This window comes from Solimonas soli DSM 21787, from assembly GCF_000474945.1.
Taxonomy (GTDB): domain Bacteria; phylum Pseudomonadota; class Gammaproteobacteria; order Nevskiales; family Nevskiaceae; genus Solimonas; species Solimonas soli.
In genome coordinates this window covers 121,756-144,476 of record NZ_AXDW01000001.1, presented here as the reverse complement: position 1 = coordinate 144,476, position 22,721 = coordinate 121,756, and the positions used below count along the sequence as shown (strand labels likewise).

Sequence of the window (22,721 nt, the reverse complement as noted above, 5' to 3'; positions counted from 1 at the left end):
GCCTGGGGAGTACGGATGTCTAACGTAACTGTTCAAGAATTCGCCAAAGAGCTGAATCGTCCCGTGGACGAGCTGCTCTCGCAATTTCATGAGGCGGGCGTGTCGGTTCGCGACGCGCAGTCCGCGGTTTCGGCCGACGACAAGGTCGCTCTGCTCAATTACCTGAAGCAGAAGACCGGTCTGGTCAGCAACGAGCCGCGCCGCATCACGCTCAAGCGCAAGGAAACGACCGAGCTGAAGCTCGGCGGCGGCCGTGGTGCGCCGTCCAAGACCATCAGCATCGAAGTGCGCAAGAAGCGCACGTTCGTGAAGAGCGACGAATTGCCGCAGACGCCCGCGCCCGAAGCGGCGGGAACCGTCGGCGTGCTTCCGGCGACGCCGGCGCCGGCCGTCGTCGAGGTCGACCCGGAAGCACAGCGTCGCGCCGAAGAGCTTGCGGCGGCCGAACAGGCGCGTCGCGAGGCTGCGGCGCAGGCCGCGGCCGAGGCCGAAGCCAAGCGTCGGCAGGAAGAGCTCGACCGCCAGCAGCGCGACGAGGAAGTGGCACGCCAGCGCGCCGAGACGGAGGCCGCCGAGAAGGCGCGTCGCACCGAGCACGAACGCCTGTTGAAGGAAGATCCGCTGTATCGCGAGAAGTGGGAGCGCGAACAGGCCCGCAATCGCGCCGCCGAGAACATCCGCCGCGCGTCGGAAGCCGCCAAGCTGGCGGCGGCACAGCGCCCGCAGCCGGCACCGGCCGGTCGTGGCGACGTGCGTGCACCGGCCACGGCGGCGGCGGTCGCGCCCGCGCCGGCACCGGCCGGCGAGCGTGGCCGCGGCGGCCGCGACGATCGCGTGCACCGCCAGGAACTGCATCTGTCGGAAGGCAAGGGCGGCAAGCGCGACAAGAAGCAGAAGAAGCCTTCGGGCCGCATCAAGTTCGACAACGCGCACGGCTTCGAGAAGCCGGTCGCGCCGATCGTGCGTGAAGTCGAGGTGCCGGAAGCGATCACCGTCGGCGAGCTCGCCAATCGCATGGCGGTCAAGGCGGTCGAGCTGATCAAGGTCATGATGAAGAACGGCATCATGGCGACGATCAACCAGACGCTCGACCAGGACACGGCGGCGCTGATGGTCGAGGAAATGGGCCACAAGGCGCGCACCGTCAAGGCGACCGACTTCGAGGAAAGCCTCGAACAGGCGGTGACCGGTGCCGACAGTGAGGGCGAGCGCGAGACGCGCCCGCCGGTCGTCACCATCATGGGCCATGTCGACCACGGCAAGACCTCGCTGCTCGACTACATCCGCAAGACGCGCGTCGCGGCCGGCGAAGCCGGCGGCATCACGCAGCACATCGGCGCCTATCACGTGCAGACGCCGAAGGGCATCGTCACCTTCCTCGACACGCCGGGCCACGCCGCGTTCACGCGCATGCGCGCGCGCGGCGCGCAGGTCACCGACATCGTCATCCTCGTGGTGGCGGCGGACGACGGCGTGATGCCGCAGACTAAGGAAGCGATCCAGCACGCCAAGGCGGCGGGCGCGCCGATGATCGTGGCGATCACCAAGATCGACAAGCCGGAAGCGGATCTCGATCGCGTCAAGAACGAACTGTCGAAGGAAGGCGTCATTCCGGAAGACTGGGGCGGCGATACGCAGATCGTCGGCGTCTCGGCGTTCACCGGCGAAGGTGTCGACGACCTGCTCGACGCGATCCTCGTGCAGGCGGAAATCCTCGAGCTGGCGGCGCCGATCGACGCCCCGGCTCGCGGCAACATCCTCGAAGCCTCGGTCGAGAAGGGCCGCGGCCCGGTGGCGACCGTGCTGGTGCGCGCCGGCACGCTGAAGCAGGGCGACGTCATTCTCACCGGCCCGCACTTCGGCCGTGTGCGTGCCATGTTCGACGAAGCCGGCAAGCCGGTGAAGGAAGCCGGCCCGTCGATTCCGGTGCAGGTGCTCGGTCTGTCCGGCGCGCCGGACGCCGGTGACGACGTCGTCGTCGTCGCCGACGAGCGCAAGGCGCGCGAGCTGGCGCTGCTGCGCGAACAGAAGCTGCGCGAGCAGAAGCTGGCGCAGAATCAGGCGGTACGCATGGAGCAGGTCTTCGCCAACATGGGCCAGGGCGAGCAGAAGTCGCTCAACCTCATGGTCAAGGCCGACGTGCAAGGCTCGGCGGAAGCGATCACCGAAGCGCTGCGCAAGATTCCGAGCGAAGAGGTCAAGGTCAACGTCCTGTCGACGGCGATCGGCGGCATCAACGAATCCGACATCGATCTGGCGATGGCATCGAAGGCGATCATCATCGGCTTCAACGTGCGCGCCGACGGCACGGCGCGCAAGCGCATCCAGGACACTGGTGTCGACGTTCGTTACTACTCGATCATCTACGACATCATCGACGACGTCAGCAACGCCGTCTCGGGCCTGCTCGGCACCGAGACGCGCGAGCAGATCGTCGGCATCGCGCAGGTCCGCGAGGTGTTCCGCAGCTCGAAGCTGGGCAACATCGCCGGCTGCCTCGTCATCGAAGGCTCGGTGCAGCGCAACCTGCCGATCCGCGTGCTGCGCAACCAGACGGTCGTCTACGAAGGCGTGCTCGAATCGTTGCGCCGCTTCAAGGACGACGTGTCGAAGGTCGAGGCCGGCACGGAGTGCGGCATCGGCGTCAAGGACTACAACGACGTCAAGGCCGGCGACCAGATCGAGTGCTTCCAGCGCGTCGAGGTCCGCCGCACGGTGCAGGCCGCGGCCTGAGCATCCGGCGGGTGCGCCTTTCACGGCGCACCCGCCCCTTCCAAGATGAAAGAGTATCCCCGCAAGCTTCGCCTCAATACCCAACTTCAGGGCGAGCTTGCGCTGCTGATCCGCAACGAGCTGTCCGATCCGCGCGTGCTGGGCATCACGGTGACCGGTGTCGATGTATCGCCCGATCTGCGCAATGCGCGCGTCACGGTCAGCCTGCTCGGCTCCGACCAGCAGCTCAAGGACGCCATCAAGGGTCTCGCGCATGCGGCCGGCAAGCTGCGCCATGAACTCGGCGAACGGCTCAGCCTGCGTTACGTGCCGCAGCTGCATTTCACGGCCGACGTGGCGATGCGCGAAGGCGACCGTATCAGCGCCCTGATTCGCGACGCGGTGCGCAGCGACGATCATTCCGGCAAGGACGAATAGCTCGGATGGCGGTTCACTCGCGCCCGCCGCGGCGGCGCATCTCCGGGGTCCTGCTGCTCGACAAGCCCCTGGACCTGAGTTCCAACGATGCGCTGCAGCGCGTCAAGCGCCTGTTCCGTGCCGAAAAGGCCGGACACACCGGCAGTCTCGATCCGCTCGCCACCGGCATGCTGCCGATCTGTCTGGGCGAGGCGACCAAGCTCAGCGGCGTGCTGCTCGAATCCGACAAGCGCTATCGTGCGACGGTGAGCGTCGGCACGCAGACGAGCACGGGCGATGCGGAAGGCGAGGTGATCGCGCGGTCCGATGCCGGCATGCTCGACGAAGCGCGGCTGCGCGCGGCGATCGCCGGCTTCATCGGCAAGCAGAAGCAGATTCCGCCGATGTACTCGGCGCTGAAGCGCGACGGCCGCCCGCTGTACGAGCTGGCGCGGCGCGGCGAGAGCGTCGAACGCGAAGCGCGCGAGATCGTCATTCGCGAACTGCGGCTGTTGAGCTTCGAGCCGGGCCGATTCGAGATCGAGGTGTGCTGCTCGAAGGGCACCTACATCCGGACCCTGGCCGAGGATCTGGCCGGCGCGGTGGGGCAGCGCGCGCACCTGTCGTCCTTGCGCCGCACGGGCGTGGCGCCTTTCTGGCGGCACGCGATGGTCGGTCTGGACGCCTTGGAAGCTGAGGCCGCAAGCGGCGGCGCCGCTGCGCTGGATGCTCATCTGCTTGGCTGCGCGGCGGCTCTCGCACACTGGCCTTCGCTCACCGTCGACGCCGTTCGCGCACAGGCTCTGTCGCGTGGCCGCGCGCAGCGCATTGCCGGCGTCGTGCGCGACGCGCGCCTGGCCGTGCTCGACGAGCGCGGGTTCCTGCTCGGCCTAGCCGAGAGCGACGCCGAGGGCTGGGTGCGGCCGCAACGCTGGCTGCAAGCGCCGCCGCAGGATGATTCGGGGAGCTGAGTTGTTGGCCTAACTTGTGAATAAGCCGGCAAAAAAGCTAATATATTGGACTTTGTAGAGATCGAAAAATAGTTTGGAGTGGATGGCAATGACGTTGACGGTTGAACGCAAGGCGGACGTGGTGAAGAAGTACGCGCGCGCCAAGAATGACACGGGCTCGCCCGAGGTTCAGGTTGCACTGCTGACCGAGCGCATCAATGTGCTCGCCCCGCATTTCGAGGCACACAAGAAGGACAATCACTCGCGCCGCGGCCTGCTGAAGATGGTCAACCAGCGTCGTCAGATGCTCGACTACCTCAAGCGTAAGGACGAAGCCCGTTACACGAAGCTCATCGCCGAGCTCGGTCTGCGCCGCTAACAGCGGCGCAGTCGTTTTTACCGCCAGAATCCAGGGGTAGACCATGGCAGTACCTGCCACTCCCGCCGTGCCCGTCAAGAAGACGTTCCGCTACGGCAAGCACAACATCACGCTCGAAACCGCCGCGATCGCCCGCCAGGCGACGGCCGCCGTCATGGTGCACGTCGACGACACCGTCGTCTTCGTCAGCGTCGTCGGCAAGAAGGAAGCCAAGCCCGAGCAGGACTTCTTCCCACTGACCGTCGACTACATGGAGCGCTTCTACGCCGGCGGCCGTATCCCCGGCGGCTTCTTCAAGCGCGAGGGCCGTCCGACCGAGAAGGAGACGCTGATCTCGCGCCTGATCGACCGCCCGCTGCGTCCGCTGTTCCCGGAAGGCTATTTCAACGAAGTCCAGATCGTGGCGATGGTGATGTCGCTCAATCCGGAAATCGATGGCGACATCCCGGCGATGCTCGGGGCCTCGGCGGCGCTGGCGCTGTCCGGCATTCCGTTCATGGGGCCGATCGGCGCGGCCAAGGTCGGCTACAAGGATGGCAACTACATCCTCAACCCGACGACCACCGAACTGGAGACGTCGGATCTCGAACTGGTCGTCGCCGGCACCAAGGACGCCGTGCTGATGGTCGAGTCGGAAGCCAAGATGCTGTCCGAGCCGGTCATGCTCGGCGCCGTGCTGTTCGGCCATGAGCAAATGCAGGCCGCGATCCAGGCGATCAATGAATTCGCCGCCGAAGCCGGCAAGGCGAAGTGGAACTGGCAGCCGGCCGACCGCTCGGCGGTCAAGGCCTTCGTCGCGCAGTTCGAAGGCGACATCGCCGCCGCCTACGGCTACACCGACAAGCAGGAACGCTACGGCAAGCTGGATGAAGTCACCAAGAAGGCCAAGGCCGCGCGCCCGACTGATGCGGGCTTCACCGACAACCAGCTGAAGGCCGAGCTCGAAGAGCTGAAGGCCAAGATCGTCCGCAACCGTATCCTCGACGGCGCACCGCGCATCGACGGCCGCGATCGCGTCACGGTGCGTCCGCTGGCGATGTCGGCCGGCGTGCTGCCGCGCACCCACGGCTCGGCGCTGTTCACGCGCGGCGAGACGCAGGTGCTGGCGGTGACCACGCTCGGCACCGGCAAGGATTACCAGATCATCGACGCGATCGAAGGCGAGTGGCATGAGCATTTCATGTTCCACTACAACTTCCCGCCGTACTGCGTCGGCGAAACCGGCCGCCTGAACGCGCCGAAGCGCCGCGAAATCGGCCACGGCCGCCTCGCCAAGCGCGGCGTGGCGGCGGTCATGCCGGACCTCGACAGGGAATTCCCGTACGTCGTGCGCGTCGTCTCGGAAGTCACCGAGTCGAACGGCTCGTCGTCGATGGCCTCGGTCTGCGGCGCCTGCCTCGCGCTGATGGACGCCGGTGTGCCGATCAAGGCGCCGGTCGCCGGCGTGGCGATGGGCCTGATCCTCGAGGAAGGCCGCTGGGCGGTTCTCACCGACATCCTCGGTGACGAAGACCACCTCGGCGACATGGACTTCAAGGTCGCCGGCACCAAGGACGGCATCACCGCCCTGCAGATGGACATCAAGATCACTGGCATCACCGGCGAGATCATGGCCCAGGCCCTGCAGCAGGCGCAGGCCGCGCGCCTGCAGATCCTCGACCAGATGGTGCAGGTGCTGCCGACGCCGCGTTCGCAGCTGTCGCCGCACGCGCCGCGCATCACGACCATCAAGATCAATCCGGACAAGATTCGCGAAGTGATCGGCAAGGGTGGCGCGACCATTCAGTCGATCACCAAGGAAACCGGCACGCAGATCGACATCTCCGACGACGGCACGATCAAGATCGCGGCGGTCGACGGCAAGGCGGCGGAAGCGGCGATCGCGCGCATCAACGCGCTGACCCGTGACGTCGAAGTCGGCACGATCTACGAAGGCAAGGTCGCGAAGATCATGGACTTCGGCGCGTTCGTGACGATCGCGCCGGGCAAGGACGGCCTCGTGCACATCTCGCAGCTCGCCGACAAGCGCGTCGAGAAGGTCGAAGACGTCGTCAAGGAAGGCCAGCAGGTTCGCGTCAAGGTTCTCGAAGTCAGCCGCGACGGCAAGATCCGCCTGTCGATGAAGTCGGCGGACGTCGGCGCCGAGACGGCCTGAAGCTCGAGCAGAAGCATCCGGCGCGGCGCACTTCGGTGCGCCGTTGTCGTTTGCACGTGCGGAAAATCGCCATTCCAAAAGAAAGCCCTCCGGACGGAGGGCTAGTGCGAGAAAGGCCATCGGCCTCTCTGGAGGAGATGGGGTGGCCGGTCGTCCGGGACGACGATCGGCATCCATGCTGCATCGCAGTATGGGGACGCAGGGAGGCGGCGTCAAATCATTGACGCTGAAGAATGTCTTTCTTATTCAGGTGGTTGCAAAATAAAGCGGGGGAAATGTGACGCACCCGTCACTCCGGCGCTAGGGCATCACGTCTTTTTCGGCGTGCTCATCGATGCCGGCGCGGCGCTTGATGGCCTTGGCGCTGGCCTGGATGTTGGTGAGGAATTCCTTGCGGATGGAGCGCCAGATCGGCACCTGGCGGTCGGCCATTTCCTTGAGCACCTGCAGCGGCTGCTGCGCCTGGCCGAGCATGTTGCGCAGCTGATCGGTGAAATGGCCCTGCTGTTCCTGGAACAGGCGCGCCGACAGTTCGAGATAGCGACCGATGCTGTTCTGCATCGGGTCGCCGTAGTAGCGGATGATGAATTCGAGCAATTCGGTCGTGAAGATCGGATCGCCGCCTTCCTCCTGCTCGGCGATCACCTGCAGCAGGATGCTGCGCGTGATGTCCTCGTGCGTGCGCTTGTCCTCGACGCGGAACTGCACGTCCTGCAGCACCAGCTGGCGGATTTCCTCGAGCGTGATGTAACGGCTGATGTGTGTGTCGTACAGCCGCCGGTTCGGGTACTTCTTGATGATGCGGATGTCGGACATGGAGTCGTGGCAGCTTTGCTGCAGTGCGTTTGCTGCAAAGCATCATGCCAGAACTAGACGCCGGCCGTCATGACTGTTCGCGCCATGACAGCCTCCGCTTGCCAATGCACGACAGCCCAGTCGATCAGTTCGCGAACCGGCGCGGTTCCGAGCTCGGCGGGCGGCCGTTGCCCGAGCCGGGTCAGGCAGCGCCGCAGATTGTCGCCCGGACGCTCGGCGTCGAGCGGTCGCGCGTGGTTCTGTTTGGACAGCTTCAGGCCGTCGCGCCCGAGCAGGACCGGAACGTGCATGTAGCGCGGCGCCTGCAGGCCGAGCGCCTGCGCCAGCGCCAGCTGCGCGAAGCTGGCGCCGATCAGATCGGCGCCGCGCACGACGTGCGTGATGCCTTGCGCCGCCTCGTCGACCACGCAGGCGAGGTGATAGCCGACGATGCCGTCGCGCCGGCGCACGACGAAATCGCCGACGTCCTCGGTGAGACGGCGCCGCAGCGGTCCCTGGATGCGATCGGCGAGGCTCAGCGTCGTATCGTCGCAGGCGAAGCGCAGCGCGTTGCCGGTATGCGGCAGATGCAGGTCGCGGCAGGTGCCGGGGTAGACCGGCCCGTCGGGCCCTTCGTGTTGCACGTGCGCGAGCGTCGCGCGCGTGCAACGGCAGGCGTACAGCCGGCCGCTCTCCCCGAGGCGCGACAGCGCGGCGCGATAGGCGTCGAGATGCGCGGACTGGTAGCGCGGTGTCTCGTCCCAGATCAGGCCATGCGCTTCGAGTTGCGCGAGGATGCCGCGATCGGCACCGGCGACGCAGCGCGGTGCGTCGAGATCGTCGATGCGCAGCAGCCAGCGGCCACGCTGCGCGCGTGCGTCGAGAAAGCTGGCGAGCGCGGTCAGCAGCGAACCTTCGTGCAGCAGGCCACTCGGTGTCGGCGCGAAGCGGCCGCGATACGGCCTCGGATCGATGGAATGAGCGGTCATGAAAACGCGAACGGGCGGTCGTTCCGGCCGCGTGCGCGGTGCAGCAATGGCCGATGCCGCATGCTACATTAGCTCCAGCTTGTAACTGTCTGAATGACGACATGGACCCTGATGGATCTCATGGCTCGTTCGCCGCCGGGCGGACGCCATGAGTTTGAAAGCGGTACTTTTCGATGTCGACGGCACCTTGGCGGACACCGAGGCGCTCGGCCATCGCCCCGCCTACAACCGCGCCTTTCGCAGCCTGGGTCTGCCGTTCCGCTGGGGTCCCAAGCTCTATCGCAAGCTGCTCAAGCAGCCCGGCGGCCGCGAACGTCTCAAGCACTATCTGCAGCAGTACCAGCCCGATCTCGGCGCCGAAGCCGCCGAGGCGCAGCAGAACATCGACGCCTGGGTCGCCAAGGTCCACGCGCTCAAATCGCATTACTTCAAGCGTTACATGCGCCATGGCCGCGTGCCTTTGCGGCCCGGCATCGCGCGCATCATGCGCGAGGCGCGCCGCTCGGGCCTGCGGCTGGCGATCGTCACGAACGCGAGCCTGAAGACCCTCAAGCCGGTGCTGAAATACAGCATGGGGCCCGAGCTGGCTGCCGAGATCGAGGTGATCGCCAGCGGCGAGGAGGTACAGCGCAAGAAGCCGGCGCCCGATCTCTACCAGCTCGCCATGCGCCGGCTCAATCTGCAGCCGCACGAATGCGTCGCGCTCGAGGATTCGGAGATGGGCCTCGAAGCCGCCGCCGCCGCCGGCGTCGCCGCCGTGGTGACGATCAATCGCGACACCCTGCAGCAGGACTTCAGCGAGGCCGCGCTCGTCGTCAGCAGCCTCGGCGAACCGGGCGCGCCGACGCGCCTGCTCAAGGGCCGCCTCGACGGCCTGCCGTGGGTGACCATCGACACCTTGCGCACGGTGCTCGCCGAGCGCCGGCAGCTGCCCGAGCACAAGCGCGCCGCCGCCTGAGTCGCCGCCGCGAAGCGATCGCGCTGTCGGTCGCGCCGCGGGATCGTTGCGACGCCCCGTCTATACTCGGCCCTCACGACGCGGGGAGCGGCGATGCGGCGCTGGAACGGCTGGGGTAACGAATCCGATCAGTTTGCGCTCGGCGAGGATGCGCACGAGTTCCTGCGCGCGCGCATCGGCGACGGTACGCCGCCACGCGACGCGACGCTCGACATGGCGCTGCGCGGCGTGCCGGCGAGCCGCCTGTCCGGCGTGGCCGGCTGCGACGACACGCCGCAGGCGCGACTGCTGCACGCACGCGGCCAGAGCTTTCCCGACTGGGTCGCGATGAAGGCCGGCCGCTTCGGTCCGGTCGCCGACGCGGTGGCGATGCCGGCCACCCACGAGGAAGCCGCCACGATGCTCGAGGCGGCGCGGCAGCACGGCGCCATCGTCGTGCCCTATGGCGGCGGCACCAGCGTCGTCGGTCATCTGCAGGTGCCGGCCGGCGCGCGGCCCGTGCTCAATATTTCCTTCGAGCGCATGGACCGCCTGCTGTCGTTCGACGAGCGCTCGTTCCTGGCCACCTTCGGCGCCGGCACGCCGGGCCCGCAGATCGAGGCACAGCTGCGCCGGCACGGCTTCCTGCTCGGCCACTTTCCGCAGTCATACGAGTTCTCGACGCTCGGCGGCTGGGTGGTGACACGCTCGTCGGGTCAGCAGTCGCTGCGCTATGGACGCATCGAGAACCTGTTCGCCGCCGGACGTCTGCTGACGCCGCGCGGCGAGCTCGCGGTTGGCGGCGTGCCGGCCTCGTCGGCCGGCCCGGATCTGCGCGAACTGGTGCTCGGCTCGGAAGGCCGGCTCGGCCTGCTCACCGAGGCGACGGTGCGCGTGCGCCGCCTGCCGCAGGCCGAGGATTTCCATGCCGTGTTCTTCCCGAGCTGGGACGCCGGCGTCGATGCGGTGCGCGCGATCGTGCAGGCCGAAGTGCCGCTGTCGATGCTGCGGCTGTCGAACGAGGTCGAGACCGAAACGCAGCTGCGCCTCGCCGGCCATGCCGAGCTGATCAAGTGGTTGCAGCGTTATCTCGGCATGCGCGGCATCGCCAGCGGCCAGTGCATGATGGTGTTCGGCGCCACGGGTTCGCTCGGCGAGACGCGCCGCATGCGTCGCGACGCGCTGGCGATCGCCAAGCAGTTCCGCGGCGTGCACGTCGGCAAGTCGATCGGCAAGAGCTGGGCGAAGAACCGTTTCCGCGGCCCGCTGCTGCGCAATGCGCTTTGGGATCTCGGCTACGCGGCCGATACCGTCGAGACGGCCGTCAACTGGCCACAGGCGACGGCGACGATGCGCGCGATCGAGGCGGCCGCGCAGGATGTGCTGAACGAGCAGGGCGAGCGCGTGCACGCCTTCACGCATCTTTCGCACGTCTACCGGCAGGGCTGCAGCGTCTATTCGACCTTCGTGTTCCGCTCGAGCGGCGATCCGGACGGCGACCTGGCGCGCTGGCGGCAGCTGAAGACGCGCGTGTCGGAGGCCATCGTCGCGCACGGCGGCACCATCAGCCACCAGCACGGCGTCGGTGTCGATCATGCGCCGTATCTCGTGCACGAGAAGGGCGCGCTCGGGCTCGATCTGCTGCGCGCGATGGCGCGCGAGCTCGATCCGCAGCAGATGATGAATCCCGGCAAGCTGTTCGTCTGAGCGCGATGCCCGCGCCGCCGACGCTGTCGCAGCTCGACGCCCGCTACGACCTCGTCATCGTCGGCGGCGGCATCACCGGCGCCGGCATCTTCCGCGAGGCGGTGCGCCGCGGCGCGCGCGCGCTGCTGGTCGAGGCCGGCGATTTCGCATCCGGCACCTCGTCGGCCTCGTCGAAGCTGGTGCATGGCGGCCTGCGCTATCTCAAGAACGGCCAGTGGCGGCTGACGCTGGAGTCGGTGCGCGAGCGCCAGCGCCTGCTGCGCGAGGCGCCGGGTCTGGTCGAGCCGCTGCCCTTCGTGATGCCGATCTACGCCGATCGCCCGCCGGGCCGCTGGCTGATGCAGTTCGGCCTGCGCCTCTACGACGCCATGGCCGGCGTGCGCCGCTCGCGCTGGCTGCCGGCCGGCGCGGCGCTCGCCCGCGAACCGGCCCTGCGCCGCGAACAGCTGCGTGGCGCGATGCTCTACGAGGACGCGAGCACCGACGATGCGCGCCTCGTGCTGCGCCTGATCGGCGACGCCGTCGCCGCCGGCGGCGTCGCCCTGAACTACTGCGCGGCGCAATTGCGCCGCGACGACGCGCGTGTCTGCGGCGTGCAGCTGCAGCGCCCGAAAGACGGTGAGCGCCGTGCGATCGACGCCGCGCTGGTCGTCAACGCGACCGGCGCCTGGGCCGATCGCCTGCTGGGTGCGCCGCACGGCGCGCCGCCGCTGCGTCCGCTGCGCGGCAGCCATCTGGTCTTCGCCGCCGAGCGGCTGCCGCTGCGTCAGGCCGTGTCGTGGCTGCACATCCGCGACCGCCGGCCGGTGTTCGCCTTTCCCTGGGAAGGCGCCGTGCTCTGCGGCACCACCGATGTCGATCATCGCGGCCCGCTCGAAGCGCCGCTCGCCGAGCCCGCGGAACTCGACTATCTGCTCGAAGGATTGCGCGCGCAGTTTCCCGATCATCCGCTGCGCGCCGGCGACGCGCTCGCCGTCTACGCCGGCGTGCGGCCGGTGGTCGGCGGCGGCGAGGGCGCGCCTTCGAGCGCTTCGCGCGAATCGGCCCTGTGGATCGCGCCCGGCCTGATCGGTGCGACCGGCGGCAAGCTCACGACCTTCCGCGTCACCGCCGGCGAGGTGCTGCGCGCCGCGCGGCGGACGCTGCCGGCGTTGCGCGAGGCCGGCGATGCGCCGGTCTTCGACGCCGCCGCGGCGGCGGCCGGCGATCGCCTCGCCGCGCGCTACGGCGCGCGCGCGGCGGCGCGCATGCGCGCCGGCGGCGCCGAGGAACTGCTGCCGCTCGGCGCGACGCCGTACTGCCTCGCCGAACTGCGCTGGGCGCTGCGTCACGAGGCCGTTCACCATCTCGACGATCTGCTGCTGCGGCGCACCCGCCTCGGCCTCGTCAGCGCGCGCGGCGGCGAGGATTTCCTGGAGCGCGTCGGCGCGCTGTGCCGCGCCGAGCTCGGCTGGGACGAGACGCAGTGGCAGCGCGAACGCGAGCGCTATCGCACGATCTGGCGGCAGCGCCACGCACCGCCCGCGCCATGAGCGCGCGACACGGTGCTTTGCGCGCAGCGCAAACGGGTGCGGGAGCGCGCTCCCTCATGCGGGCCGCGCATCCGGCAATCGACACGACGGTCAGGGCATGAGCGCCGGCCTGGTCCTCAGTCTCGACGTCGGCACGCAGAGCGCGCGGGCGCTGCTGTTCGACGCGCGGGGTACGCTGCTGGCCAAGGCGCAGGAGGTCTTCGAGCCGACGTATGCCTCGCCGCAGCCCGGCGCCGCCGAACAGGACCCCGACGTCTACTGGCGCGCGCTGCAGGACTGCTGCGCGGCGCTGTGGCGCGAGGCGCCGGCGCGCGCCGGCGAAGTCGCCGCGGTTGCGCTGACCACGCAGCGCGCCTCGGTCGTCTGCTGCGATGCCGGCGGCCGCGTGCTGCGCCCGGCGATTCTCTGGCTCGACCAGCGCCGCGCCCGCCATCCGCCCGCGCTCGGGCCCGCCTGGAATGCGGCCTTCCGTCTGCTCGGCGCCCGCGCCCTGATCGCGCACTTCCAGCGCGAGGCCGAGGCGAACTGGCTGGCCGAGAACGAGCCGGCGCTGTGGCGCGAGACCGCGCACTACCTGCTGCTGTCCGGCTGGCTGAGCTGGAAGCTGTGCGGCGAGTGGGTCGATTCCGCGGCCTGCCAGGTCGGCTACCTGCCGTTCGACTACCGGCGCCTGCGGTGGGCGGCGCCCGGCGATTTCAAGTGGCGCGCGCTGGCCGTGCGCCGCGGGCAATTGCCCGAACTGATCGCGCCGGGCGGGCGGCTCGGCGTCCTGACGCGCGGCGCCGCCGGGGCGCTGGGCCTGCCGGCCGGCACGCCGCTGATCGCCGCCGCCGCCGACAAGGCCTGCGAGGTGCTCGGCTCCGGCGTGGTCGAGCCGGACCTCGCGCAGCTGAGCTTCGGCACCACGGCGACGATCAACACCGTGCAGCCGCGCTATGTCGAAGTGCAGCGCCTGGTGCCGGCGTATCCCGCCGCGCAGCCGCAGGCGTGGAACACCGAGATCCAGATCTATCGCGGCTTCTGGATGGTGAGCTGGTTCAAGCGCGAGTTCGCGGCGCAGGAAGCGCGGCTGGCGGCCGAGCGCGGCGTCGCCGTGGAATCGCTGTTCGACGAGCTGATCCGCGCCGTGCCGGCCGGCGCCATGGGCCTGACCCTGCAGCCGTACTGGTCGCCCGGCGTGCGCGAGCCGGGCCCGGAGGCCAAGGGCGCGATCATCGGCTTCGGCGATGTGCACACGCGCGCGCACGTCTATCGTGCGATCGTCGAGGGCCTGGTCTACGGCCTGCGCGCCGGCGGCGAGCAGATCGAACGCAAGCTCGGCCGGCGCCTGCGCCTGCTGCGCGTGTCCGGCGGCGGCTCGCAGTCCGACGCGGCGATGCAGATCACCGCCGACGTCTTCAACCGGCCCGCCGAACGTCCGCACGTCTACGAGACCTCGGGCCTCGGCGCCGCCATCAATGCGGCGGTCGCGCTCGGCTGGCACGCCGATCACGCCAGCGCGGTGCGGGCGATGACGCGCGTCGGCCGCCGTTTCGAACCCGATCCGGCGACCGCGAAGCTCTACGACGCGCTGTACCGCGAGGTCTACCGCGCGATGTACGGCCGCCTGAAACCGCTCTATCGGCGCATCCGCCGCATCACCGGCTATCCGGCCTAGCGCGGCTCGCCTTCGGCGCGCGCGGCCGGGCCAGGGATCAGGGCGTCTGTCCGGCGCCGGTCGGGTCGACGTGCCAGGCCGGCGGCGGCAGCGTGCCTTTCCAGCCCTTCTTGCGGTGCTCGGCGGTGACGTGCGTGTAGATGCCGCCGCGCACGTTGAACACCGCGGTCAGGCGCATGTAGCGCGGCGAGAGCGCCTTCACCAGATCGTCGAGGATCTGGTTGGTCACCGCCTCATGGAAGCAGCCCTCGTTGCGGAAGCTCCAGATGTACAGCTTCAGCGATTTCAGCTCCACGCACTTCTTCTCGGCGATGTATTCGAGATACAGCGTGCCGAAGTCGGGCTGGCCGGTCTTCGGGCACAGGCAGGTGAATTCCGGAATGCGCATGCGGATGCAGAAATCGCGCTGCGGCGCCGGATTGGGGAAGGTTTCCAGCGTCTTGCTGGGCTGCGCACTCATCGGAAGGAACCGTCCAAAGTCAAGGAGAATGTTGCCACGCGGGCATTGCGCCGGAGTCGTCGCGGCGCGGCGTCCGCGCGACCGCTGCCACGGCCAAGCGCTTAATTTACACTAGCCCGAAGTGCCGGCCGCCGACTGCGGCGGCCCTATCCATGCAGCCGGTCAACGCCGGCCCGAGACCCCAAACCAAAAAAGCATGCGACTTTCGGGTATCAAACTCGCCGGGTTCAAGTCATTCGTGGACCCGACGCATCTGCCTTTGCCTTCGAACCTGACCGGCGTCGTCGGTCCGAACGGCTGCGGCAAGTCGAATGTCATCGACGCCGTGCGCTGGGTGCTCGGCGAAACGAGCATGAAGAACCTGCGCTCCTCGGACGCCGAGGACGTGATCTTCAACGGCAGCAAGACGCGCAAGCCGGTCGGCCGCGCCTCGGTCGAGCTGATCTTCGACAACGCCGACGGCACGGTCAGCGGCAATTACGCCGCCTACGCCGAAATCTCCGTGCGCCGCGAGCTGACCCGCGACGGCAGTTCGCAGTACTACCTCAACGGCCGCAAGTGCCTGAAGCGCGACGTCACCGACCTGTTCCTCGGTACCGGCCTGGGCGGCAAGAACCAGTACGCGATCATCGAGCAGGGCATGGTCTCGCGCATGATCGAGGCCAAGCCGGAGGAACTGCGGCAGTGGCTGGAGGAAGCGGCCGGCATCTCGAAATACAAGGACCGCCGCCGCGAAACCGAGTCGCGCATCAAGCAGACGCGCGAGAACCTGGCGCGCCTCAATGACCTGCGCTCGGAGATCACGCAGCGCCTCGAAGTGCTGACCAAGCAGGCCGCCAACGCCGAGAAGTACCGCGAGTTGAAGACCGCCGAGCGCCAGCTGCGCGGCGAAATCCTCGCCCTGCGCGTCAAGCAGTTCGAGGAGCAGAGTCGCGGCCACGAGAATGCCATCGGCGAGTACGAGGCGGCGCTCGAAGCGGCGCGCACGCGCGTGCAGCAGACCGGCGAGGCGCGCGTCGCCGCCGAGATCGAGCAGCGCGTGCAGGCGCAGAAACTCAATGAGGAGCAGAGCAAGGTCTACGAGGCCGAAGCCGCGCTGGCGCGCCAGGAGCAGAGCCTGCGGCATGCGCGCGAGCTGCAGCAGCTGAAGGTCCGCGAACTGGATCAGCTCGACCGCCAGCTTGCCGAACTGGAAGCGCGCGAGCAGCGCGAGCGCCAGCGCCTCGAGGAGGCGGCGCGCCAGCTGACCGAACTGGAGCAGCAGGTCTACGCCGCCGAGGAACACGAGGCGAACGCGCAGGGCGCGCTGATCGAGGCCGAGGACGACGCGCAGGCCGAGCAGCGCCGCTGGGACAGCTTCCAGCAGGACGCCGAGACGCCGCTGACGCAGACCGAGGCCGAGCGCGTGCGCGTGCAGCAGCTCGAGCGCGCGCGCTTCCAGGGCGAGGAGCGTTACAAGCGCCTCGAGAACGAGCTGGCGGCGCTCAACATCGGCCCGGTGCAGACCAGCCTCGCGGAAGCCGACCACGAGCTGCGCGGCCTCGGCGACGAGTTGCAGGCCGCCGAGATGCGCCTGCAGGAAATGGATGAAACCCTGCAGCAGCTGCGCGACGAGCGCACCGCGGCGGAAACGGCGCTGCACGAGACGCGGCAGTCGCTGCAGTCGGCGCGCGGCCGCATGGCCTCGCTGGAGACGCTGCAGCAGGCGGCGCTGCGCCAGGACGATGCCGAACTGAATCAATGGCTGCGCCAGCACCAGCTCGCCGACGCTCCGCGCCTTGCGTCGGCGCTGCAGGTCGAGTCCGGCTGGGAAGCCGCGGTCGAGCAGGTTCTCGAAGGCCTGCTGCAGGCGCCGCTGGTCGCCGATCTGGATGCCAGGCTGCGCGGCATTCCGGGCTCGCCGAAGGCCGGCGTCGCGCTGATCGCCGGGCAGAGCGGGCAGGGCGCGAGCGGTCTCGCCGCCAAGGTCAGCGGTCCGCAGGGCGTGCTCGACTGGCTCGCCGGCATCCGCATCGCCGGCAGCGCGGCCGAGGCCGGGAACATCGCCGCGACGCTGGCCTCGGGCGAATCGGTGATCACCGCCGAAGGCCTGTGGCGCGGCCGGCACTGGGTGCGCTATCCGAAGCGCGGCGACGACGCCGGCGGCGGCGTCATCGCCCGCGGCCAGCTGCTCAAGCAGCTGAAGGCGCAGGTCGAGGAGCAGCAGGCGCAGGTGCTCGATCGCGAGCGTGTGCTCGGCGAACTGCGCGCTCGCACGCACGCGATGGAGCAGGAGCGCCGCGACCTGTCGTCGAAGTTCGACCAGCTGCGCCATCGCCAGGCGCAGAAGATGGCGTTCCGCCAGTCGCAGGCGGTGCGCCTCGAACAGATGCAGGCGCGCGCCAGCACGCTGACCCAGGAAATCGAGGCGCTGCGCGAGGCGCGCGAGCAGCAGCTGCGCGAGCTCGACGAATCGAAGACGCGGCTGGTCTCGCTGGAGCAGATCGCCCAGGAACTGCGCGACAAGCGCGCCGAGATGCAGCAGACCCTGCAGCGCAAGCGCGATCTGGTCGGCCGCGCGCGCCTCGCGCTGCAGCAGTCGCAGCAGGCGCGCGGCCAGCTGCAGGTCAATCTCGCCGGGCGCAAGAGCGCGCAGTCGGCGCTCGAGCAGAGCCTCAAGGACCTGGCGGCCAACCGCGAGTCGCTGCGGGCGCGGCGCGGCGACGAGGAACTGCGCGCCGCCGAGCTGAACGAGCCGCTGGAAGAACAGGCGCAAGGCGTCGAGCAGGCGCGCGCGCAGGTCGGCATCGCCCGCGAGCAGATGCGTGCCCTGCGCGAGGCGGCGGCGGCCGTCGACGCGGCCCTGCAGGCGGCGATCGAGGCGGCGCGCGGCGCGGAGATCGACAAGGACGCCGCCGTCGAGAAGCTGCAGCAGGCGCGCCTCGAATTCGAGAACCTGCGCGCGCACCGCGAGAGCCTCGACGAGCAGATCCGCGAAAGCGGCTTCGAGCGCCAGGCGCTGTTCGACGCCCTCGATCCGGAAGCCACGCTGCCGAACTGGGAAGAGAAGCTGGCGACGACCCTGCGCCGCATCGAGCGCCTCGGCGCCATCAATCTCGCGGCGATCCAGGAGCTCGAGGAAGCGCAGGGTCGCGAAACGTATCTGGCCGAGCAGCATGCCGACCTGCACGGCGCGCTGGAGACGCTCGAGGAAGCGATCCGCAAGATCGACACCGAGACCAAGGAACTGTTCAGGCAGACCTTCGACAAGGTCGACAGCGTGTTCCGCGACCGCTTCCCGAAGCTGTTCGGCGGCGGCGAGGCGTATCTGGAACTGACCGGCGACGACATGCTGGAGACCGGCGTGCGCGTGATGGCGCGCCCGCCCGGCAAGCGCAACTCGACCATCCACCTGCTGTCCGGCGGCGAGAAGGCGATGACCGCGGCGGCGCTGCTGCTGGCCCTGTTCCAGCTCAATCCGGCGCCGTTCTGCCTGATGGACGAAGTCGACGCGCCGCTCGACGATGCCAACGTCGGCCGTTTTTGCGAGGTCGTGCGCGAGATGTCGCAGAACGTGCAGTTCATTATCATCACGCACAACAAGATCACCATGGAGCTGGCCCAGCAGCTGCACGGCGTCACCATGCAGGAGCCCGGCGTGTCGCGGCTCGTCAGCGTGGACATCGAGCAGGCCGTTGAGCTGACCACACAGACCGACAACAGCAGTTCGGGAACGGGGACATGAGCGCGTTGCAATGGGCCTTGCTGGTGCTGGGCGCGGCGGCGGTCATCGCCATCTACATCACGAGCCGGCGCGGCGAAAAGCTGCCGAAGGACTGGGCGCCGCCGGGCGGCGGTGGCGGGCCGGCCGGCCGTGCGCCGAAGCTGCCGGGCCAGGACCAGATGGACATGTTCGAGGCCAGGCGCGACAGCGAGTTCGACGAGTTCGGCGTCGGCAAGCCGCGCAAGCGCATCGAGCCGGGTTTCGGCGAGGGCACCGAGCCGGGTGAAACGGCGCCGCTGTTCGGCGGCGCGCCGTCCTCGCCGCGGCAGGAGCCGAGCGTCGAGGCGCCGAAGAAGGTCTTCGAGGAAAAGATCGTCACCCTGCTGATCGCCGAGCGCGAAGGCACCGCCATTTTCGGCGCGAAGATCCACCAGGCGCTCGGCAGCGTCGGCCTCGTCTACGGCGACCGCAAGATCTACCACCGGCCGGGCGTGAGCGGGCCGATCTTCTCCGTCGCCAGCCTCATCAAGCCGGGCACGCTCGACCCCGCCGATCAGGACAGCCTGTCGACGCCCGGTCTGACGGTGTTCATGGTGCTGCCGAACGGCGCCAAGCCGCGCGAGGCGCTGCAGGATTTCATCGCCACGAGCCGGGCGCTGGCCGAGCAGCTCAACGCGGAAGTGTTCGATGCCAACCGCCAGGTGTTCACGCCGGAGGCGCAACGTGTGCTGGTGGCCGAAGTCGACGCCTGGACCAAGCGCAACGGACTTTGAGCGCCGGAGCGGTCCGTGAGCGTCCCTGAAGCGGCGCGCCGCCGCGCGGCCGAGCTGCGCGAGCAGCTGCACGAACACAACCGCCGCTACTACGTGCTCGATGATCCGAGCATCTCGGACGCCGAGTACGACCAGCTGTTCCGCGAGCTGCAGGCACTCGAGGGCCAGCATCCGGAGCTGCTGACGGCCGATTCGCCGACCCAGCGCGTCGGTGGCATGGCGCTCGACAGGTTCGCGCCGGTGCGGCATCGCCAGCCGATGCAATCACTGAGCAATGTCTTCAGCGAGGACGAGCTGCGCGACTTCGACCGCCGCGTGCGCGAGGGTCTGGATCGCGAGGCCGTCGACTACGTCGCCGAGCCGAAGCTCGACGGGCTCGCCGTTTCGCTGATCTACCGCGACGGCGTGTTCGCGCAGGGCGCCACGCGCGGCGACGGCGAGACCGGCGAGGACATCAGCGCCAACCTGCGCACGATCCGCGCGATCCCGCTGCGCCTGCGCGGTGCCGCGCCGCCGCTGATCGAGGTGCGCGGCGAGGTCTATCTGCCGCATGCCGGCTTCAGGCGCATGAACGAGGAAGCCGCGGCGCGCGGCGACAAGCTCTACGTCAATCCGCGCAACGCCGCCGCCGGCAGCCTGCGCCAGCTCGACCCGAAGATGACGGCCCTGCGGCCGCTGGCCTTCTATGCCTATGCGGTCGGCTATCACGAAGGCTGGCAGCGGCCGGCGACGCACGCGCAGGTGCTGGCGCAGCTGCGCGCCTGGGGCTTTCCGGTGTCGGAGCTGATCGAGAGCGTGCACGGCGTCGACGGCTGCCTGCGCTATTACGCGGCGATGCAGGCGAAGCGCGGCGGCCTGCCTTTCGACATCGACGGCGTCGTCTACAAGCTCGACGATCTCGACGGCCGCGACGAACTCGGCTCCGTGGCGCGCGCGCCGCGCTGGGCGGTGGCGCACAAGTTCGCCGCCGAGGAAGCCGAGACCGTGCTCGAGAACGTCGACTTCCAGGTCGGCCGCACCGGCGCGCTGACGCCGACCGCGCGCCTGCGCACGGTGTTCGTCGGCGGCGCCAACGTCAGCAACGCGACCCTGCACAACATGGACGAGGTCGCGCGCAAGGACGTGCGCATCGGCGACACCGTGATCGTGCGCCGCGCCGGCGACGTCATTCCGGAAGTGAAGGGCGTGGTCATCGACAAGCGCCCGCACGATGCGCGGCCGGTGGTCATGCCCGCGCATTGCCCGGTCTGCGGTTCGGAAGTGAAGAAGGACCCGGACGGGCCGATCTACCGCTGCATCGGCCGCCTCGTCTGCAAGGCGCAGCTGCAGCAGCTGCTGCAGCACTTCGTGTCGCGCCGCGCCGCCGACATCGACGGCATCGGCGAAGCGCTGATCGCCGAGCTGGTCGAGCGCGAGCGCCTGAAGACGCCGGCCGACCTGTACACGCTCGAAGTGGCCGACGTGGCCGCGCTGTACAAGTCCGCGGAAGTGGCGCCGGCCAAGATCATCGACGCGATCGCCGCGCGCCGCGAGCTGACGCTGGCACGCTTCATCTACGCGCTCGGCATCCCGCAGGTCGGCGAGACCACCGCCAAGGATCTGGCCCGGCATCTCGGCAGCTTCGCGCGCGTGCGCCAGGCGCTGCCGGAAGTGCTGATGCTGGTCGAGGGCATCGGCGAGGCGGCCGCCGAGGAGATCCGCTGGTTCTTCGCGGACCGCCACAACGCGCACGCCGTCGACGCGCTGCTCGCGCACATCGCGATCAGCGACGAGCATCCGGTGTCGGCGGAGGCCGCCGAGCAGTGCTCCGTCGGCTGGCTGCTGCGGCAGCAGAAAGTGCGCGGGCTGGGGCCGGTCAAGGCCGACAAGCTGGCGAGCGGCGTGCACGATGCCGCCGCCCTGCTGGCGCGCATCGACAACGACGTGGCGCTGGCGCGCGTGCTCGACGAGCGCACCGCCGCCGCGGTCCGCGAGCATTTCGCGAAGGCCGCCGCGCGCCAGCATCTGCTCGCGCTCGAGGCGCAGGCGCACGAGTTCGGCTTGCTGGGCGCGGCGGCGACTCCGCGCGCCGCCGTCGAAGGGCCGCTGCGCGGCAAGACCTTCGTCATCACCGGCACGCTGCCGCTGTCGCGCGACGAGGTCGGCGCGCAGATCGAGGCGGCGGGCGGCAAGGTCAGCGGCTCGGTCTCGAAGAAAACCGACTACCTCGTCGCCGGCGACGAGGCGGGTTCGAAGCTCGCCAAGGCCGAACAGCTCGGCGTGCCGGTGCTCGATTATGCCGGCCTGCAGCGCCTGCTCGAAGGAAACTGACGATGTCGTTCGACTGGAATCCGGGCCGCCGGCTGCTGGCGCAGATGGTGCTCTATCCGAGTGCATCGACGCTCGCGATCGTCGTGCTGGCGGTCGGCTTCGTCGTGGCCCTGCACGCGCTGGCCGGCACGCTCGACAGCGGGCGCTACGGCTGGCAGCGCCGCCTGCGCCACTGGCTCGGCGTCGCCGAGGGCAAGCGCATCGGCGAGCTGCGCTGGCTGCTGGTGTCGATCCATTTCTTTCTCTGGCAGCTCGTCGTCTATCTGCTGCTGCACATCTGGGGCCTGCACGACGAGGGCGAAGACTTCCTGCACACGCTGTTTTCCAGCGGCGTCAAGATCGGCGGGGTGCGCATCGTCGTCGGCAAGCTGATCGCCGGCGTGCTGATGTTCATCGTGCTGTTCACCTTCACGCGCTGGCTGCGCCGCAAGCTCGAATACGACTGGCTGGTGCGCGCCGGCGTCGAACCGAGCACGCGCGACGCGGCGGCCACGCTGTTCGGCTACGTGACCTTCGTCATCGCCGCGCTGGTCGGCGTGTCTTCCGCCGGGCTCGACCTTTCGAATCTGGCGATCGTCGCCGGCGCGCTGTCGGTCGGCATCGGCTTCGGCCTGCAGAACATCGTCAGCAACTTCGTCTCCGGCCTGATCCTGCTCTTCGAGCGCCCGGTGCGCACCGGCGATCACATCAGCGTCAGCGGCGCCGAGGGCGTCGTGCGCAAGATGCGCATCCGCGCCACGGAAATCGAGACCGGCGATCGCGAGACGATCATCATGCCGAACTCGAACCTGCTGTCGAATCCGGTGCAGAACCGCAATCTGCGCACGCATGCCGGCCGCGTCGTGCTGTCGGTCGGCGTCGCCTACGGCAGCGATCCCGAGCAGGTGCGCGAGCTGCTGCTGGCGATCGCCGCCGCCCATCCGCGCGTGCTGAAAGTGCCGGCGACCGTCGTGCTGTTCGTCAACTTCGGGCCCAGCTCGCTCGACTTCGAACTGATGGCGCCGATCGACGATGCCGACGCCAAGGGCAGCGTCGCCAGCGACCTGCGTTTCGCCATCGTCAAGGCCTTCCGCGAAGCGAACATCGAGATGCCGTTCCCGCAGCAGGACGTCCACCTGCGCTCGGTTCCCGAAGGCCTGCTGCCGCCGCGCATCTGAGACGTCGTTCACCGGGCGGCGTCGCGTTCGTCGCTAGACTCGTTGCGCCGCGTTCGGGGACGCGGCCGTGGCCTTCGGCCATCGCCAC

At 69.1% G+C, this 22,721-nt stretch carries 16 protein-coding genes; 13 read left to right on the top strand and 3 right to left on the bottom strand.

Going from position 1 to position 22,721, the window contains the following annotated elements; translation table 11 throughout:
* The first annotated feature begins 15 nt into the window (after positions 1–15).
* The 5 genes from infB (at position 16) to pnp (ending at position 6,613) form a co-directional block, all read left to right on the top strand.
* The gene (infB, locus tag K344_RS0100675; protein WP_028079064.1) at positions 16–2,733 is read left to right on the top strand and encodes a translation initiation factor IF-2; all 2,718 of its coding nucleotides are present in this window, start codon (positions 16–18) and stop codon (positions 2,731–2,733) included.
* Positions 2,734–2,778: 45 nt separating this feature from the next.
* Positions 2,779–3,150, top strand: a complete 372-nt coding sequence (rbfA, locus tag K344_RS0100670) for a 30S ribosome-binding factor RbfA (protein WP_028079063.1) — start codon at positions 2,779–2,781, stop codon at positions 3,148–3,150.
* A gap of 5 nt (positions 3,151–3,155) precedes the next feature.
* Complete coding sequence (gene truB / locus K344_RS0100665) at positions 3,156–4,100, top strand: tRNA pseudouridine(55) synthase TruB (protein WP_028079062.1); 945 nt, start codon at positions 3,156–3,158, stop codon at positions 4,098–4,100.
* An 88-nt stretch (positions 4,101–4,188) separates the two neighbouring features.
* The gene (rpsO, locus tag K344_RS0100660) at positions 4,189–4,458 is read left to right on the top strand and encodes a 30S ribosomal protein S15 (protein WP_028079061.1); all 270 of its coding nucleotides are present in this window, start codon (positions 4,189–4,191) and stop codon (positions 4,456–4,458) included.
* A 43-nt stretch (positions 4,459–4,501) separates the two neighbouring features.
* Complete coding sequence (gene pnp / locus K344_RS0100655; protein ID WP_043113425.1) at positions 4,502–6,613, top strand: polyribonucleotide nucleotidyltransferase; 2,112 nt, start codon at positions 4,502–4,504, stop codon at positions 6,611–6,613.
* 300 nt (positions 6,614–6,913) lie between these two features.
* Here pnp and phaR read toward each other — a convergent pair whose 3' ends face one another.
* A complete protein-coding gene (phaR, locus tag K344_RS19450; protein ID WP_043113423.1) occupies positions 6,914–7,429 on the bottom strand; it encodes a polyhydroxyalkanoate synthesis repressor PhaR in 516 nt (171 codons plus the stop codon).
* Positions 7,430–7,482: 53 nt separating this feature from the next.
* Entirely contained in the window at positions 7,483–8,397 is a 915-nt protein-coding gene (gluQRS, locus tag K344_RS0100645) for a tRNA glutamyl-Q(34) synthetase GluQRS (RefSeq protein WP_028079059.1), read from the bottom strand.
* 148 nt (positions 8,398–8,545) lie between these two features.
* Here gluQRS and K344_RS0100640 point away from each other — a divergent pair, with 148 nt between their 5' ends.
* From K344_RS0100640 to K344_RS0100625, 4 genes are all read left to right on the top strand, one after another.
* Positions 8,546–9,355 (top strand): HAD-IA family hydrolase, encoded by an 810-nt coding sequence (locus K344_RS0100640; protein WP_028079058.1) that lies wholly within the window; start codon positions 8,546–8,548, stop codon positions 9,353–9,355.
* Between the two features lie 93 nt (positions 9,356–9,448).
* Complete coding sequence (locus tag K344_RS0100635) at positions 9,449–11,041, top strand: FAD-binding oxidoreductase (RefSeq protein WP_028079057.1); 1,593 nt, start codon at positions 9,449–9,451, stop codon at positions 11,039–11,041.
* 5 nt (positions 11,042–11,046) lie between these two features.
* Complete coding sequence (locus tag K344_RS0100630) at positions 11,047–12,573, top strand: glycerol-3-phosphate dehydrogenase/oxidase (protein ID WP_043113422.1); 1,527 nt, start codon at positions 11,047–11,049, stop codon at positions 12,571–12,573.
* Positions 12,574–12,670: 97 nt separating this feature from the next.
* Positions 12,671–14,230, top strand: coding sequence for an FGGY-family carbohydrate kinase (locus K344_RS0100625; protein WP_028079055.1), 1,560 nt, complete (start codon positions 12,671–12,673; stop codon positions 14,228–14,230).
* A 37-nt stretch (positions 14,231–14,267) separates the two neighbouring features.
* On the opposite strand, the gene queF is transcribed toward K344_RS0100625, so the two are convergent.
* Positions 14,268–14,690, bottom strand: a complete 423-nt coding sequence (gene queF, locus K344_RS0100620) for a preQ(1) synthase (RefSeq protein WP_028079054.1) — start codon at positions 14,688–14,690, stop codon at positions 14,268–14,270.
* 196 nt (positions 14,691–14,886) lie between these two features.
* On the opposite strand from queF, the gene smc reads away from it, so the two are divergent.
* The 4 genes from smc to K344_RS19430 are packed head-to-tail and all read left to right on the top strand — an operon-like array spanning position 14,887 to position 22,633.
* Positions 14,887–18,414, top strand: a complete 3,528-nt coding sequence (gene smc / locus K344_RS19445) for a chromosome segregation protein SMC (protein ID WP_084196784.1) — start codon at positions 14,887–14,889, stop codon at positions 18,412–18,414.
* The gene (locus K344_RS22690) at positions 18,411–19,166 is read left to right on the top strand and encodes a cell division protein ZipA (protein ID WP_051361724.1); all 756 of its coding nucleotides are present in this window, start codon (positions 18,411–18,413) and stop codon (positions 19,164–19,166) included. The genes smc and K344_RS22690 overlap by 4 nt, the downstream gene beginning before the upstream one ends.
* Positions 19,167–19,181: 15 nt before the next feature.
* Positions 19,182–21,476 carry an NAD-dependent DNA ligase LigA gene (gene ligA / locus K344_RS19435; protein WP_043113420.1) on the top strand — a complete coding sequence of 765 codons (2,295 nt, stop codon included), beginning with the start codon at positions 19,182–19,184 and terminating at the stop codon, positions 21,474–21,476.
* 2 nt (positions 21,477–21,478) lie between these two features.
* Positions 21,479–22,633: a mechanosensitive ion channel family protein gene (locus tag K344_RS19430; protein ID WP_051361723.1), complete on the top strand. Its 1,155-nt coding sequence runs from the start codon at positions 21,479–21,481 to the stop codon at positions 22,631–22,633.
* Positions 22,634–22,721: the final 88 nt, after the last annotated feature.